Consider the following 15,189-nt stretch of genomic DNA (forward strand, 5'->3'; position numbering starts at 1 on the left):
TAAATATATTTTATAGGAATTTTAAAATAACTAGGTTATGCAAGAAGTCTAATGCTTATAAAATTAATAATGCTAGTGATTATTATTCGTTTTATTCAAATTGACAATATCAAACTGATATTTTACCTTTAAATGATAATTTATATAAAAGTATAAAAATGTTGAATATGACTGATACTAGTAAATATAAACGTTTTAATGTTTTTACTTTTTATTCTGGTGCACTAGATATAAAAGAAAATCAATTTTCTATTTTTGGTTTTAATTTTAGCATTTATAATGCTACTGATTGAAATAATGAAATTAATAATGGTAATATTTGAGAAATATCATATAAACAATGTGATTTATTTCATATTGGCGGTTGTTTTGAAAATGCTGCAATTTGGTTAGTAAATAAATTGCCGGGTATGAAAGATGTTTATAATTTTGTTAATGGCATAGTACATGTATTTAGTAATGTGTCTGAATTATTTAATAATATTGGTAATTTGTTTGCGTTTGATATCACATTTAAAATTATGTTAAGTTCTATTTTAGTTTTAGCAATGGTTAACGGACTTTTACGCTATTTTTAGTAGTAAATATAATGTTGTTAGTAAAAAAAAGTAAGGTGGTGCGTGGATAAACCACCACACCACCTTACTTAAAGGGGTAAAAGTCGCGGAGCCCCTTCCTTGATTATCAAAATAATATTAAAAATTTAACATTTTAAATTATAGTTTTATTTTAAAATAAAAAAAAAAAAAATAGAAAATAGGTGATGCTAATGATAAAACCCAATAAACTAACAGCATTAGTTGGCTGGCAGTATTTAGTTTCAATGCTTTTTTGGATTATTTATACTGCCGTAATTATTACATTTTTAATTTTATTTATTAATGAACGTGATCGGATTAATAGTGAAAACGATGTTTCAAAAACTTTAGCAGAAATTGCGGCTGGGAAAAAATCAGCTGAACAAGTGCAAGAAACATATAAGAATTTAATGAGTATTACATATCCATTAATTGATTTTTCATTGTTATCCTTTAATTTTTTTGGAGAAAACAATAATGTAACCGATTGAAGTGCAGCATGAAATCAACGTGCAACAAATATTATAATTTGGCTTATTCATATTTATTTATTACGGGGATGATTGCCTTGATTGCGTTATGCTATTATATTGTCATTATTATTAAAATAGCGCAACGTCATCGCTTTGAAGTTCGTTATGGATTATCAACAACTTTTCCAAATGATTATGTTATTTTTAATCCGCGAATGTATTTAAACTTTTTAACAAATTTAACAATAATTTTTAGTTTTTTTTAACTTTTTAACAACCTTAATTACTTTAATATATGGCATTTTATTAGTCTTAGTTTCATATTTCTTCTGATACGTGTTGAACCGTCAAACAGAAGTTTTAGTTCCACATAAATGATGAAAAGCAACTAAATTTAGTTTCTTTATTACTGTTTTACTAATTCAAAATGGTTATACTTTAATTAAAGCAATGTTTGCAACAAAATTTGGTGTTGATTTAGACTTGATTGTTTCAATTATTATTCCAATTGGGACAATTACTGTTATTATTGCAGTCTTTATCAAAAATATGTTGTCAACAAAAGTTACTGGTGTTCGTAATGCTATTAAAACAATTGGAGCAAAAGTGAGTGCTTTTCGAATTTTCTATTATACTGAAAAAGAAAAAGCATTGGAAGACTATGCTTTTGTAACACAATTACCAACATTGGTGAAAAAACCATTATCAAATAATAGCATTACTCGTGAACAAGCTTATGAGTTAATGAAAACAATTGATGAGACAGTCGCTTTCTTCGATAAACATCTTTTGAAAGAAAAAGAAAAAAATTATATGTTATATCATTTATTTAATCAAATTACAGATGTGGCTGAAATTGCAGAAATTAAAGCAAATATCTTAAAAGTTGAAGAAAAACAGAAAGCAAAAAATGATAAACATTCTAAAATAATAGCTTAGAATGTTTTTTCTTCGGATAATGGTTAACTTTCATTATATAATTAATACTAGGAAAACGAGGGAAGTATGGAACCAAAAACAGTTGTTACTTTAACAGTTAAAGCAAATGATGTTAATCAAACAATTTTTAATTTTATTAAAAAAATGTTTCAAACAACTCCGTTATCAGTTATTTATAAGTTATTTCGTAATAAAAAAATTAAAGTAAATAACAAAGTAATGAAAGAACAAAATTATAAACTTCAATTAGGAGACCAAATTATTATTTTTGATAAAAATTTAGTTGTAACAGAACGAAACCAGATAGCAACTTATAATAATGTTGCACCATTACCATTACAAGTTGTTTATGAAGATGATAACATTCTTGTTGTTGATAAACCACATGGAGTAGAAATGCACTCAAAGTTTCATACTTCATTAGATGCTATGGTGCAACATTATTTAATCCAAAAAGATGAATATCATCCGCAGGATGAACAGTCATTTGTCATTTCCCATGTTCATCGATTAGATAAATTAACACGAGGATTAGTGCTATATGCGAAAAATAAAATTACATTAGATTTGTTATTAGCTAAAATTAACCAAAAAGAATTTATTGAAAAGAAATATTTAGCAAAGTGTGAAGGAATTATTCAAGAAACTGATTTTACCCTTAGTGGTTATTTATATAAAGATGAAGATAAACAAAAAATGGTTTTTACTAAAACAGAGCAACCACATGCTAAAATAGTTAAAACACATTTTAAAATTCAAGCTCAGATATCAAATGCAACGTGATTGGAAGCAACATTAATAACTGGCCGTAAGCATCAAATTCGGGCTTCATTAAGTTATTTACATCACCCCATTATTAATGATGTTAAATATGGAGCAAAACAAGAAACAAAGAAGTATATGATTGCTTTATATGCAACAACCTTAATCTTTCATCAATTGCCAGACCATTTAAGTTATTTAAATGAAAAGATTATTAAAATTCCAGAAAATATTATAAAATAAAAATATTAGGAACGAGGTGAAGTAATTGTCAACAAGAAGAGGAATTTTTAGTATTTTAATCGGGGCTTTTACTTCGTTAATTGGAACATGTTTTCAATTTACGCTAATGTATTTATTAATTCGTAGTTATGGTTCGCAGTTTAATGGGTTTGTAAAGAATAGCGTTGCAATTGTTGCTTTTTTAGGAACAGTGGAAGGTGGCTTAGGAGCCATTACTGTTATTTTTTTAGTAAAACCATTGTTACAAAAAGATTGAATTAAAGCAAATGAAATGATTAATACAGCAAAGCATCAATATAAAATATCAGGGTACATTGGTATTATTTTATTAATTGCCATTGCTTTTGGGTATAGTGCTTATATTTATTTATTTGAAAAGAATTTTAGTATTTTACAAAATGATGAAACAATTAGTTATCCATTATGAAAAATGATTTTAATTGTATTTATTATTGGGTCAAAAAACTTAATTGCATTATTTTGAACGGCAGCATATGAAAACTTAATGCAAGCTGATCAAAATAATCATTTACGCCGTTTAATTTTAATTATTTGTGATTTAATCTCATATTCAATTGTTTTCTACTTAATTTCAATTGCAGTGGATCCTGTTTTTGTCTTTTTAATTTTTTTACTTTATTCTGTTATGAAAGGAAGTTTAGTTTATTTATTTATTAAGTTACATTATCCTTGAGTTTGTATTGCTCGCCAACGCGATAACATGCAACTAGTTAAATCAAGTAATATTGTTGTGTTTAAAAATATTGGCGAAACATTGTTAATTAATGGTGATGTTATTATTACGGCGCTATTATTAGGGTTACGAATATCATCAACCTTATCGCTATATATGACAATTACGGTTGGAGTTCGTAGTATTATGATGATTTTAATTAATTCCTTCCGTGAGTTTTTTGCCGCATGAACAGCAAAAAATGGTCGGGTTGATTGACAGAGTTATATGAAATTTGAAACATACGCTTTTATGATAGCTGGGTTCTTGTTTGTTAACCAGTTTATTTTATCACCATATTTTGTGACAACATTGTATGCGCCACAAATTATTGAACAAATTCGAACTAGTGATTCAACATTAAATCCATGAACATCACAGGAACGTGAAATTTTTAAAAGCATCTTTTATCAGCCAACCTTTTCCTTATTAGTTGCTTTAAGCTCTGTTTTTATTGTCTTAGCTGAACCTGCAAATGTTTTGGTATATGCTAAAGCAAATTATAAACAAACCGCAATTCCGACTTTCATTATTGGCTGTCTTAACATTGTCTTTTGTTTTTTTAGTGCTTTACTATGACGTTTTGGCTTTAATAATTTATCAGCTGCATTATATAGTATTTTAATTATTACTTGCTTAATGAGTTTTTTGCGGTTTTTATATTTGTGATGTTATAATTGAATATTTTTAACTTATAATAGTAACTTTAAAGGTGTTTTTCGAAATTGAATGATTTTGTTAGTTCCAATGATTATTGCTATTTTAGTTAATTATTTATTTTTATCAAAAACACATAATCCTAATCAAATTTATAATATTGATTTACAGCCAGTTTGGGGATGACAAAAATTATTGAATTTCTTCTTTGGTTTAATCTTTGCTTCCTTGTTTGTTATTTTTGCTAATTCAATCTTTTGAGCACCCGGTTCTGTTCGTGGGATCTTCTTACGGTTACCACTTGTTTATAAAATTTGAACTAAACGCCAAGATAAAATGCGAATTCTACGTCGTAAAAAATATGAAGATGATTTTATTACCTTAACGGAACCAGAAATGCCATATCAAAAAATGTGAGAACGAGAAGAAACTTTACGTAAAAATACGAAAAAAATAGAGAAGGATGAACCTAATAAAGAAATTTATAAGTTAACAGGCTAAAAAATAAGTTATTACTAACTTATTTTTTAATATCACTTAAATAACCAGGATGGTATTTTTGACCATGAATAATTTTTGTAATATTATAAAGCGCATTAATAGCTTCACCAAATCCAGTTACCATATTATAATATTTTCCTTCATAATAAGCACTATTTCCAGCCGCAAAGATATGAGGATGACTTGTTTGCCCAGTTTGTGCAATAATAATTTTTCGTATTGGAGTTGTTGTTAAAGTTAATTGTTGCAACATTGTTGGTGCAACTTTTGCTCCATATTGAACAATAAAATAATCAGCTGTAATAGTTAATAGTTTATGTGTTGTTTCATGTTCTAATGTTAAAGCGGTAATTTTATTATCAATTGTCTCAACTATTTTAACATGATAAGGTTTTAATTCGGTTACCTTATTTTGTTGTAATTTTTGGACATTGTTTTCTTTAGCTCGGTATAATGTTCGACGATGGATAATTGTAACATCTTTACTAATGTTATCTTCAATCAAATGATTTGTCCAATCAACAGCACTATCACCACCACCAAGAATAACAATTTTCTTGTTTGTTAAAAGAGTTGGATTTTTAACAGCGTATCATAAGTTTTCATATTCTTTGTGAGGGTCAAGATGTTCTAGACGAATGGGGGTAAAAACACCATTTCCACTTGTAATTAAAATTGTTTTAACTGTAAATGTTTGATTAGTTGTTAAAGTAATAGTAAAACCATCAGTTGTTGTAAGGATATTACTAATGTTAGTTTTACCAATGTATGTTATTTGCCCCGTATTTTTTTTTGATTGGTTAATTAAATTCTCAATAAATGTTTTAGTTTTGATTTCGCCAAATCCGGGCATATCATATAATGGTTTTTCTGGATATAATTCTCATGGTTGTCCACCGGGACTATCATTTCCTTCAATTATATAGCCACTTAATCCTAACATGCCAGCACAACTCCAAGCATATAATCCAACCGGCCCAGCCCCAATAATTATAATATCTTTCATTTATTTATAACAACCTTTCTAATTTTTCTGCACTTTAATTATTACATATTTTTCTAAAAGTCTAGCACAATAATTAATTCCTAGATATAATTAGTAAAAGAGAGTGGAATATTGATGAAAATAATTGTTAAAAATGAGATAGCAACAAAACTTTTAGCTGAAAAAATTGCTCCGTTTTTACATCCTAATTTATGCTTATTATTAGATGGACCGTTAGCCGCTGGGAAAACAACTTTTACAAAATATTTATTAAAAGCGTTAGGGGTAACTACGCCCGTTACTTCACCAACGTTTTTAATTATGCAACAGTATACGACAAATCAGCAAGTTATTATTAATCATATGGATTGCTATCGATTGTTAGGTTTAGAACAAGAAGAAGAGTGAGAAATGTATTTTGAACATTTTTCTGATAGTATTAATATTATTGAATGACCGGAGAGAATTAGCAACCAGTTAAGTTCAAAGTACGAGGTAATTAAAATTACCATTAAGATAATTAATGAAGACGAACGAATTTTTACGATTAAAACCAACAATAAACATTTACAAAGCGCATTAGGAAAAAGAGGGATAAGATGTTAAATCTATTTATTGATACTAGTACTGATTTTTTAATTTTAATTTTAGAAAAAGAACAAAAAATCATTGGTCAAGTTCACCAAAACCATGCTCGTCGTCATACTGAAGCAACATTACCAACAATTACCCAGTTATTAGGTCAGCATCAATTAAAATTAAAAGACATTAATAATTTTTATTTAACAGCTGGTCCAGGTAGTTATACTGGTGTTCGGATTCCAATGACAATTGTGAAAACAGTTAAAGTAATTAATCCGGCGATTAATGTTTATACAATTAATACATTACTTTATCAGGCGGGGCTAGATAATGTTGTTTCAATGCTTGATGCGCGGAGTGGAAAACGGTATTTTGCGGTAATTAGTAATGGTGTAGAGGTGATTCCAAAGCAAGTTCTTGATTATGAAACTTGTATTGAAATTACAAAGCAATTTCCAGGTTATGAGTTTCGTTATGATTTACAAGAAATTGATTTTGTTCAAAATTATCTTGTTCTAAAAAAGCATTTTATATTAGTTGAAGATATTTTTGCTTTAGAGCCACAGTATTTAAAAAAGGATTGAAGTTAAATGGTTATTTTAAAACCAGTTAATAATAGTGATGCTTTATTATTATTTTTATTAGAACAAGAAAATTATCCACATAATTATTATAAATATCGTAATTTAATTCAAATGATTAATAACAAAAATTATCTTGTTTATAAATTAATTGTCAAAAATAATCTCTATGGTTATTTTATTTTAATGCATAGTGGGGATGATTTTGAATTAATACGTTTAACAGTTAAAAAGCATCATCACCATCAAGGTTATGGTCAACAAATGTTAAAATATATTCTAACACATTTTTCATATCAACAAATTTTTTTAGAAGTAAATGAACATAATTTGGTTGCTAAACAATTATATTTAAAGCATGGGTTTAAGATTATTCGAACAATTGCTCAATATTATGGTGCAGAAAATGGATACTTAATGGTTTATCATCACTAACTTTATTTAATTTTACGGTATAATATATAAGAAAAAATTAGGTGGTAAAGGAGAGAAAAAATGGGAAGAGCATTTGAAGTTCGCAAGCAGTCAATGGCAGCAACAGCTGCGAAAAAAGCAGTATTATATAATCGTGTTGCTCGAGAAATTTATTTAGCAGTACGCGAAGGAAGTGTTGATCCCAATGCTAATTTAGCGTTACGGAATGCAATTGATAAAGCAAAAGCAAAACAAGTTCCACGTGATGTTATTGAACGTGCGATTAAAAAAGCAAGTTGAAACGATAATGAAAATTACCAAGCAATTCGTTATGAAGGGTATGGACCAGGGGGAAGTGCAATTATTGTTGATACATTGACAAATAATGTTAACCGCGCTGTGGCAGAAGTACGCAATTGTTTTACTAAAACAGGTGGTAAACTAGGAGTTAATGGGGCTGTCGTGCATTTATTTGATCATTTAGCAGTGTTTGCTTTTACAGGTAAAACGGTTGAAGAAGTATTAGAATTATTATTACTAGCAGATTGTGATATTAATGATGTTGTTGCTGAAGATGGACAAATTGTTGTTTATGCGCCAGGAACAGCATTTAATAGTGTTAAAACGGCATTAGATCAAGCCGGGATTACAACATTTCAAATGGCAGAAATTACAATGCTTCCCCATGACCGGATTACTTTACATGGTGATGACGCTGAACAATTTGAAAAAATGTTAAATATGTTAGATGACATTGATGATGTGCAAGATGTTTATCATAATGTTTTCCTTGCTTAGTTCAGCGTGAAAAGCAGGAAAACAACCTGGGAAATTAGAAACAATTGAAAAATTATCGTTAATAGTGCATAATAATAGTAAAGTAAAAAAGGAGTTTAGATAATAATGTCAAATTTTTTGGGTGGTAGTATGACAATGAATGTGATTTTAGTCGTAATTGTAGTCGCAGTTATTATTTTTGCAATTGTTTCTTCAATTATGGGACGAAAAGCACAACGCATTGAACGAGAAAAACGAAAAAAACAAGTTAAAGATAAAATTAAACAATATATTAAAGATACTGATAATCGTAAAAACTTAAGATTAGAATATGAAAAAGTTATTGCTCGTAAAGGAAAAGAATTTAAATATCGCGATATTTTTGATGTTATTGTTGATATTTATGAAGCAAAAACAAATGCTTTTTTAGAACAAAAAGCTTTTGAAATTGAAGGTATTTCAAAAAAAATTAGTAAAAAACAATATGAAACAATTTGAATTGTTAACCAAGAAATTGATTTAGAAGAAACAAAACATCGAATTGAAATTAGTGAAAAAAAAGTTAAGTTAACAAAAGAAGAAAAAAAAGCAGCAAAAATTGTGGCAAGAAAAGAATATGAAGCACATCGTGCTGAAATGCTTAAAAAGCGTGAAGAAGAACGGAAATTGCGAAAATCTGGACAACTTCCTGTTGATGAACGCCCAAAACCAAAACCAGAGAAATTTGTCCCTAGAAAATAAGTTCTATCTTATTTTCTTTGTCTTTAAAAAGCAAATCCGAAATAACGAAAGTGAAGTGCAATAATGGATTTAGAAATCACTTTAAAAAAAGAAGATTTTAAACGATTTAAAAAATGTTTTAAAATTGCTTGAACATTAGCTTCACGAAGTAATTTAAAAACAGTGCAAGAATGAGTGACAGCTCAAAAAATTTCGGTCTTTTTTGACTTGCAAGATAATATTAACAGTGCCAAAATTGATGAAGCTATTTTTATTGATGATGATGAAAATGAGAAGGGAAAAGGTTTATTTCAACCACATTTGTATGATTTAGCGCTAGAAACTTATTGACAAGCAGCTGAGGACACGGATAGTAATGATGTTCGAACTTTACCAGACGAGATTCAAACAACGATGGCAGATGTTCAAATTGATTTTTATCCCGGTGAAACAATTGCTGATGGGAATGAAGTTGGCCAACGCGCGCGTGAATATTTTATGCGTGATTATACCTATTTTAATTTAGAACATTACAGCAAGAAAATTGCTTTTGCAAAGACAACTGAAGTGTTAGCAAATCCAAACTATGATGTTTATTTTGAACCATCTTTTGTTTATAACAATTGTATTACAAAGTGTGATATTTTAAAGAAACTTCCAGATGGTACTTATCATTTAATTGAGGTTAAAGCTTCAACTGGTCGAAAATATGATAAAGAAGCACAAATGTATGTTGACAAGGATGTTAAGGATGAATATGGTTATGATGTTGCCTATCAGTATTATGTTTTAACTGGGGCAGGCTTAACAATTAGTCGGGTTTCGTTAATGTTACTAAATTCGGAGTATCAACGGATTGGTGATATTGATGATGACCAGTTGTTTATGTTTCAAGATTATTATAAATTGCCAACCAAAACCTTACCGGCTATTAGTTTATTAGAATTTTGTCAGCAAATGATGACTGGACAATTTGCCAAACGTGTTGAAAAGAATCGCATCATTACTGATGATTTAGCTTTAATTAAACATTATTTTATGCAACCAGTTGAAACAATTTTTCCGTTATTTAGCAAGGAACAATGTTTCAATGGAAAAAGTGATCGTTATGGTTATTGCCAACATGTTACTAGTTATTTACCACCGCATTATAGTGTCTTTGAGTTAACACGTGGGATGGAAAAAAAGACGTTATTAAAATATCAAGAACACATTGATTTGTTAAAAGATATTGTGTTACCATTTACCTTTAAACAATCAAAGCGACAAAAAAAGCCAACTTTATTTTCAGAAAAACAACAACGCCAAATTCTTGCTGTTCAAGATAATGCCCCAGTTGTTAATCCAAAGAAGGTTGCTATTATTAATCAAATTTTAGAACAGTATCAGTATCCAATATATATGTATGATTTTGAAACAATGAAAGCGGCAGTTCCTCGCTTTGATTATTCATATTCTTATCAGCAAATTCCGTTTCAATATTCAGTCCATCTTATTAAAGATAATCACTTTGATTATCAAGATGAAACGACAATGGAACATTATGCCTTTTTAGCAGATGGTGAAGGTGATCCACGCTTAGCACTAATTAAACATTTAGTTACTGATTTATTTAGACATGGCGGAGGGGTTTATGTTGCTTATTATAAGAGTTTTGAATGTAAGGTTTTAGCCGAATTAATTAGTTATTTAACAATCTTAATTAATCAAAGTCGCAATGAGGAACTTATGACAACTTATCAAGATTGACAAAAAAAATTAAGGATTATTCGAAATAAAACAATTGATTTAATGGATTTTTTTCAGGACTTTATGATTTATAAAAAAGAATTTTATGGTTCAGCTTCAATTAAAAAAACACAACCAGCATTTGATAATCAATTTACTTATCAAGCATTAAAGGTACAAAAAGGTGATATGGCCAGTGAAATCTTTCGTCGCCGGGTGGAGAATAATATTCCAATCACCATTTGACAAAAATCATTTCGAGGAGAAATGTTAAAATATTGTAATCGGGATACATTAGCAATGGTTGTTATTTATCAACATATTGTTCGTTTAATGGGATCTTTAACACCAATTAAGGGAGGGAAAAAAGATGCAGAAATATAGAGTAATTTTTATGGGAACGCCAATCTTTGCAACAGCTGTTTTAAAAGCTTTACAAAAGTTAGCGCCAACAATTGAAATAATTGGAATTGTTACCCAACCTGATCGTAAAATTGGACGTCAGCAACTCGTTCAATTTTCTCCAGTCAAAGAATTTGCCTTAACAAATCAGATTCCTGTTTTTCAACCAGAAAAAATTAATGATCTTTATACAGAGTTAGGAACTTTCCAACCAGATGTTATTGTAACGTGTGCTTATGGACAATTTATTCCAGAGCGAATTTTAAAATTAGCACGTATTAATTGTATTAATGTTCATGCTTCATTATTACCAAAATTACGTGGTGGGGCACCTATTCATAAGGCTATTATTTATGGTGAGCGAGAAACGGGGATTACACTAATGAAAATGATTAAAAAAATGGATGCAGGAGAAATGTATGTTCAAACAGCAATTCCAATTAGTGCCACCGAAACAGCCTCATCTTTGCATGACCGGTTAATGGTTTTAGCAGGCACAATGATTGAAAAATATTTATTAGATATTATTACTGGTAAAATTAAAGGAACACCACAGGATGATAGTCAAGCAACATTTGCTTATAATATTACACGTGATGAAGAAAAAGTAAATTGGTTTTTACCAAAACAAAAAATTGTTGACCAAATTCGTGGATTATATGCATGACCAATTGCTTATACAACTGTTAATAATATTCATTATAAATTGCACCAAGTAATGATTACTTTAGAGCCATTAGCGGAAAAAGACGCTGATTTTGTAAATGGGACAATTATTGATATTTCAAAATTAGGGATTAAAGTTAAAGTTGAAAATGGTTATTTGCTAATTACGCGTTTACAACGCGAGGGAAAAAAAGTAACTGATGCTAAAAATTACTATCATAATGCCTCGTCAGAAATTATGGTTGGAAATATTTTTATTTAAAATGTATCGTTTAAAATCACTAAAATATTTAGCAACAACAGGATTAATTACTGCTTTGTTAGTAGTTATTGCTTATATTTCCCAATTTATTCAGTTCAATTTTGGTGTTGGTAAAGGGATTATTCAGTTAGCAGATGGGTTATTTTTAGGTTTAATAACGTTAATCAAAGGACCAATGTTATTAATTAGTGGTATTTTGTATGTAACAATTATTGATCTTGTTACCGGCGGTTTTATTTTTATTCCTATTTCAATTTTAATTAGAATTTTAATGTTTTTAATTACTTATTTTGGTGCTCGCATTTTAAGTCGCTATGGTGCTATTTTTGTTAGTTCTTTAATGTTATTATTATATGTTTTGTATAGTTATTTCTTATTTGGGCCTGATGTTGCAATTGTTGAATTAATTGCTGATGCAATTCAAATTGCTGTTGCAACAATAATGGGAATTACGTTAGCAATTGTTTTTGTTCAGATTAATGAGAATAGTACAAATAAAATTTGAGATGATGAACAATTTTGACATTATAAAAAGAGTAATTAGGGCATAATTACTATTTTTATAATGTTCGTGCGGACAAACTAATAATTTTTAATGTTTCTTCAATTTTATCTTTTAAATAATTTAAGTAATAATAATTAATGATTGATTCTCGTAAAATTTTAAGTTTGTTACCATAATTAGTTTGTAGTTGTTTTTCACAATACTCAAAAATTCGTAAATTTTCTTGTCGCATGTTTAAATTAACTTTAAAATGTTGTCGATATAATTTGCGATATTCATTAAGGGCATTACTAATACGGTTATGAATAAATTCCGTACTATGATTAATAACACGCATAATTTGGTAAATTAACCCTTCATGTTGTTGCAGCTTAATTTGTTTTGTATTAAAAGTTTTTAAATTTTTTAATAATGTATACAACCAATCTTTTTTTGTATCAGAAATTTTTTCAACATTCGTAATTAAAGTTACTTCAGCGATTAACTGATTGTAATATTCTGTAAAGTTAGTACTCACAAGTATTCCCCATTCCGTGATATTAATAAACACTAATAATTTTATCTTTTTTTAAAAATAATTGTTTCAGAGTTTTATTTTTTAAATTGTATAATATATTATATCGTATTTATTTTAAAAATTCAATGTGACTATAATTATTTATTATTAAAACCTGCTATTTCAGGTTATTTTGCTAAAATTATGTATAATAATATCAGAGATGTAACTGTTTATAGAAAGGGTTTTAATTTTAAATGGATAAAAAATTAATTCGTAATTTTTCAATTATTGCTCATATTGACCATGGGAAGTCAACCTTAGCAGACCGGATTTTAGAATTAACAGGGACAGTTGAAAAACGAGAAATGCAAGAACAATTATTGGATTCAATGGATTTAGAACGTGAACGAGGAATAACAATTAAATTAAATTCTGTTCAGTTAAAATATCGTGCTCAAGATCAACAAGAGTATATTTTTCATTTAATTGATACACCAGGGCATGTTGATTTTACCTATGAAGTTTCACGCAGTTTAGCAGCTTGTGAAGGAGCAATTTTAGTTGTTGATGCAGCACAAGGAATTGAAGCCCAAACATTAGCAAATGTTTATTTAGCAATTGATAATAATTTAGCAATTATTCCTGTTATTAATAAAATTGATTTACCATCTGCTGATCCAGACCGTGTCAAAGAAGAAATTGAAAATTTAATTGGAATTCCAACAACAAATGCACCATTAATTAGTGCTAAGACAGGGTTAAATATTGAACAGGCCTTAGAAGCAATTGTTAAAGATATCCCTGCGCCGTTAGAAGGCGATGATAATAATCCATTGCAAGCATTAATTTTTGACTCATATTATGATAAATACCGTGGTGTAATGGTCTCAATTCGAGTTAAACAAGGAATTGTTCGCGTTGGTGAAAAAATAAAATTAATGAATACTGGTGCTGTTTATGAAGTTACTGAATTAGGAGTTAAAACACCAAAAGAAGTTAAAAAAAACCAATTAGTTGCTGGTGAAGTGGGTTGATTAGCAGCAAGTATTAAAATGGTCCGTGATGTTCGGGTTGGTGATACGATTACAACCGTTGCTAATTCAGCTCAACAGCCATTACCAGGATATAAAAAAATGAACCCAATGGTATTTTGTGGATTATATCCAATTGATTCCTCTAAATATAAAGATTTAAAAGAAGCTTTAGAAAAAATTCAGTTATCCGATGCTTCCCTTGTTTATGAACCAGAAACATCACAAGCATTAGGTTTTGGTTTTCGTTGTGGCTTTTTAGGATTATTACATATGGATGTTATTCAAGAACGGTTAGAACGAGAATATAATTTAGAATTAATTGCAACTGCTCCATCGGTAATTTATCATGTTTATTTAACAAATAAGGAAATGATTAGTATTGATAATCCAAATGAATTACCAGTTGTGCAAAAAATTGATCGCATTGAAGAACCATTTGTCAAAGCAACGATTATGACTCCTGAGCAATATATTGGTTCATTAATGGAATTATGTCAAAATAAACGTGGAACATATGCTAATTTAGAATATATTGATGATACACGGCGAATTTTAACTTATGAAATGCCATTAAATGAAATTGTGTTTGATTTTTTTGATCGGTTAAAATCAATTAGTAAAGGTTATGCTTCATTAGATTATGATTTTATTGGTTATCGTCCTAATAAATTAGTTAAAATGGATATTTTATTAAACAATGAAATTATTGATGCTTTATCAATTATTGTTCATCGTGATTTTGCTTATGGGCGTGGTAAAGCCTTATGTGCAAAATTAAAAGAAATTATCCCTCGGCAAAATTTTGAAGTTCCAATTCAGGCAGCCATTAATCATAAAGTTATTGCACGAGAAGATATTAAAGCAATGCGTAAAAATGTCTTAGCAAAATGTTATGGTGGTGATATTACTCGGAAAAAGAAATTATTGGAAAAACAAAAAGAAGGAAAAAAACGAATGAAAGCAATTGGCTCAGTTGAAGTCCCCCAAGAAGCTTTTATGGCTGTTTTAAAGTTAGATGATTAATTGCTATTGTTAGCAATTTTTTATTAATAAAAAGTGATATAAATAGACTTCTTGCATAACCTATTAAAATAATTGTAAATATTTTTAAAAAGATACTAATAGCAAATTATAATTTTAATTAATTA

At 28.7% G+C, this 15,189-nt stretch carries 16 protein-coding genes; 14 read left to right on the forward strand and 2 right to left on the reverse strand.

What is annotated here, in order from left to right:
• From EHU54_RS01705 to EHU54_RS01725, 5 genes are all read left to right on the forward strand, one after another.
• A partial coding sequence (locus EHU54_RS01705; protein WP_400248612.1) for a spiroplasma phage ORF1-like family protein occupies positions 1-578 on the forward strand: 578 nt, incomplete at its 5' end.
• Between the two features lie 191 nt (positions 579-769).
• Positions 770-1,189: a hypothetical protein gene (locus EHU54_RS01710; protein ID WP_400248614.1), complete on the forward strand. Its 420-nt coding sequence runs from the start codon at positions 770-772 to the stop codon at positions 1,187-1,189.
• 198 nt (positions 1,190-1,387) lie between these two features.
• Positions 1,388-1,990, forward strand: a complete 603-nt coding sequence (locus EHU54_RS01715) for a hypothetical protein (RefSeq protein ID WP_400248615.1) — start codon at positions 1,388-1,390, stop codon at positions 1,988-1,990.
• 66 nt (positions 1,991-2,056) lie between these two features.
• On the forward strand, positions 2,057-2,995 hold the full coding sequence (locus tag EHU54_RS01720) for a pseudouridine synthase (RefSeq protein ID WP_400248616.1): 939 nt from the start codon (positions 2,057-2,059) through the stop codon (positions 2,993-2,995).
• 25 nt (positions 2,996-3,020) lie between these two features.
• Positions 3,021-4,886, forward strand: a complete 1,866-nt coding sequence (locus tag EHU54_RS01725) for a transporter (RefSeq protein WP_400248617.1) — start codon at positions 3,021-3,023, stop codon at positions 4,884-4,886.
• A 19-nt stretch (positions 4,887-4,905) separates the two neighbouring features.
• Here EHU54_RS01725 and EHU54_RS01730 read toward each other — a convergent pair whose 3' ends face one another.
• Positions 4,906-5,892 carry an NAD(P)/FAD-dependent oxidoreductase gene (locus EHU54_RS01730; protein WP_400248618.1) on the reverse strand — a complete coding sequence of 329 codons (987 nt, stop codon included), beginning with the start codon at positions 5,890-5,892 and terminating at the stop codon, positions 4,906-4,908.
• A gap of 114 nt (positions 5,893-6,006) precedes the next feature.
• On the opposite strand from EHU54_RS01730, the gene tsaE reads away from it, so the two are divergent.
• From tsaE to EHU54_RS01770, 8 genes are all read left to right on the forward strand, one after another.
• Complete coding sequence (tsaE, locus tag EHU54_RS01735) at positions 6,007-6,477, forward strand: tRNA (adenosine(37)-N6)-threonylcarbamoyltransferase complex ATPase subunit type 1 TsaE (RefSeq protein ID WP_400248629.1); 471 nt, start codon at positions 6,007-6,009, stop codon at positions 6,475-6,477.
• Positions 6,471-7,043 carry a tRNA (adenosine(37)-N6)-threonylcarbamoyltransferase complex dimerization subunit type 1 TsaB gene (gene tsaB / locus EHU54_RS01740; RefSeq protein ID WP_400248620.1) on the forward strand — a complete coding sequence of 191 codons (573 nt, stop codon included), beginning with the start codon at positions 6,471-6,473 and terminating at the stop codon, positions 7,041-7,043. Before tsaE ends, tsaB begins: the two co-directional genes overlap by 7 nt.
• Positions 7,044-7,469: a GNAT family N-acetyltransferase gene (locus tag EHU54_RS01745; RefSeq protein WP_400248621.1), complete on the forward strand. Its 426-nt coding sequence runs from the start codon at positions 7,044-7,046 to the stop codon at positions 7,467-7,469.
• Between the two features lie 60 nt (positions 7,470-7,529).
• Positions 7,530-8,246, forward strand: coding sequence for a YebC/PmpR family DNA-binding transcriptional regulator (locus tag EHU54_RS01750; protein WP_400248622.1), 717 nt, complete (start codon positions 7,530-7,532; stop codon positions 8,244-8,246).
• Positions 8,247-8,351: 105 nt separating this feature from the next.
• A complete protein-coding gene (locus EHU54_RS01755) occupies positions 8,352-8,966 on the forward strand; it encodes a hypothetical protein (RefSeq protein ID WP_400248623.1) in 615 nt (204 codons plus the stop codon).
• A 63-nt stretch (positions 8,967-9,029) separates the two neighbouring features.
• Positions 9,030-11,057: a DUF2779 domain-containing protein gene (locus EHU54_RS01760; protein WP_400248624.1), complete on the forward strand. Its 2,028-nt coding sequence runs from the start codon at positions 9,030-9,032 to the stop codon at positions 11,055-11,057.
• Positions 11,044-12,003: a methionyl-tRNA formyltransferase gene (fmt, locus tag EHU54_RS01765; RefSeq protein WP_400248625.1), complete on the forward strand. Its 960-nt coding sequence runs from the start codon at positions 11,044-11,046 to the stop codon at positions 12,001-12,003. The genes EHU54_RS01760 and fmt overlap by 14 nt, the downstream gene beginning before the upstream one ends.
• Position 12,004: 1 nt before the next feature.
• Positions 12,005-12,547, forward strand: coding sequence for a hypothetical protein (locus EHU54_RS01770; RefSeq protein ID WP_400248626.1), 543 nt, complete (start codon positions 12,005-12,007; stop codon positions 12,545-12,547).
• A gap of 16 nt (positions 12,548-12,563) precedes the next feature.
• Here the strand turns inward: EHU54_RS01770 and EHU54_RS01775 are convergent, their stop codons facing one another.
• Positions 12,564-13,025, reverse strand: coding sequence for a hypothetical protein (locus EHU54_RS01775; protein WP_400248627.1), 462 nt, complete (start codon positions 13,023-13,025; stop codon positions 12,564-12,566).
• Positions 13,026-13,261: 236 nt separating this feature from the next.
• On the opposite strand from EHU54_RS01775, the gene lepA reads away from it, so the two are divergent.
• Positions 13,262-15,064 carry a translation elongation factor 4 gene (lepA, locus tag EHU54_RS01780; protein WP_400248628.1) on the forward strand — a complete coding sequence of 601 codons (1,803 nt, stop codon included), beginning with the start codon at positions 13,262-13,264 and terminating at the stop codon, positions 15,062-15,064.
• The last annotated feature ends 125 nt before the right edge of the window (positions 15,065-15,189 follow it).

The organism is Spiroplasma sp. ald, from assembly GCF_044714355.1.
GTDB classification, from domain to species: domain Bacteria; phylum Bacillota_I; class Bacilli_A; order Mycoplasmatales; family Mycoplasmataceae; genus Spiroplasma; species Spiroplasma phoeniceum.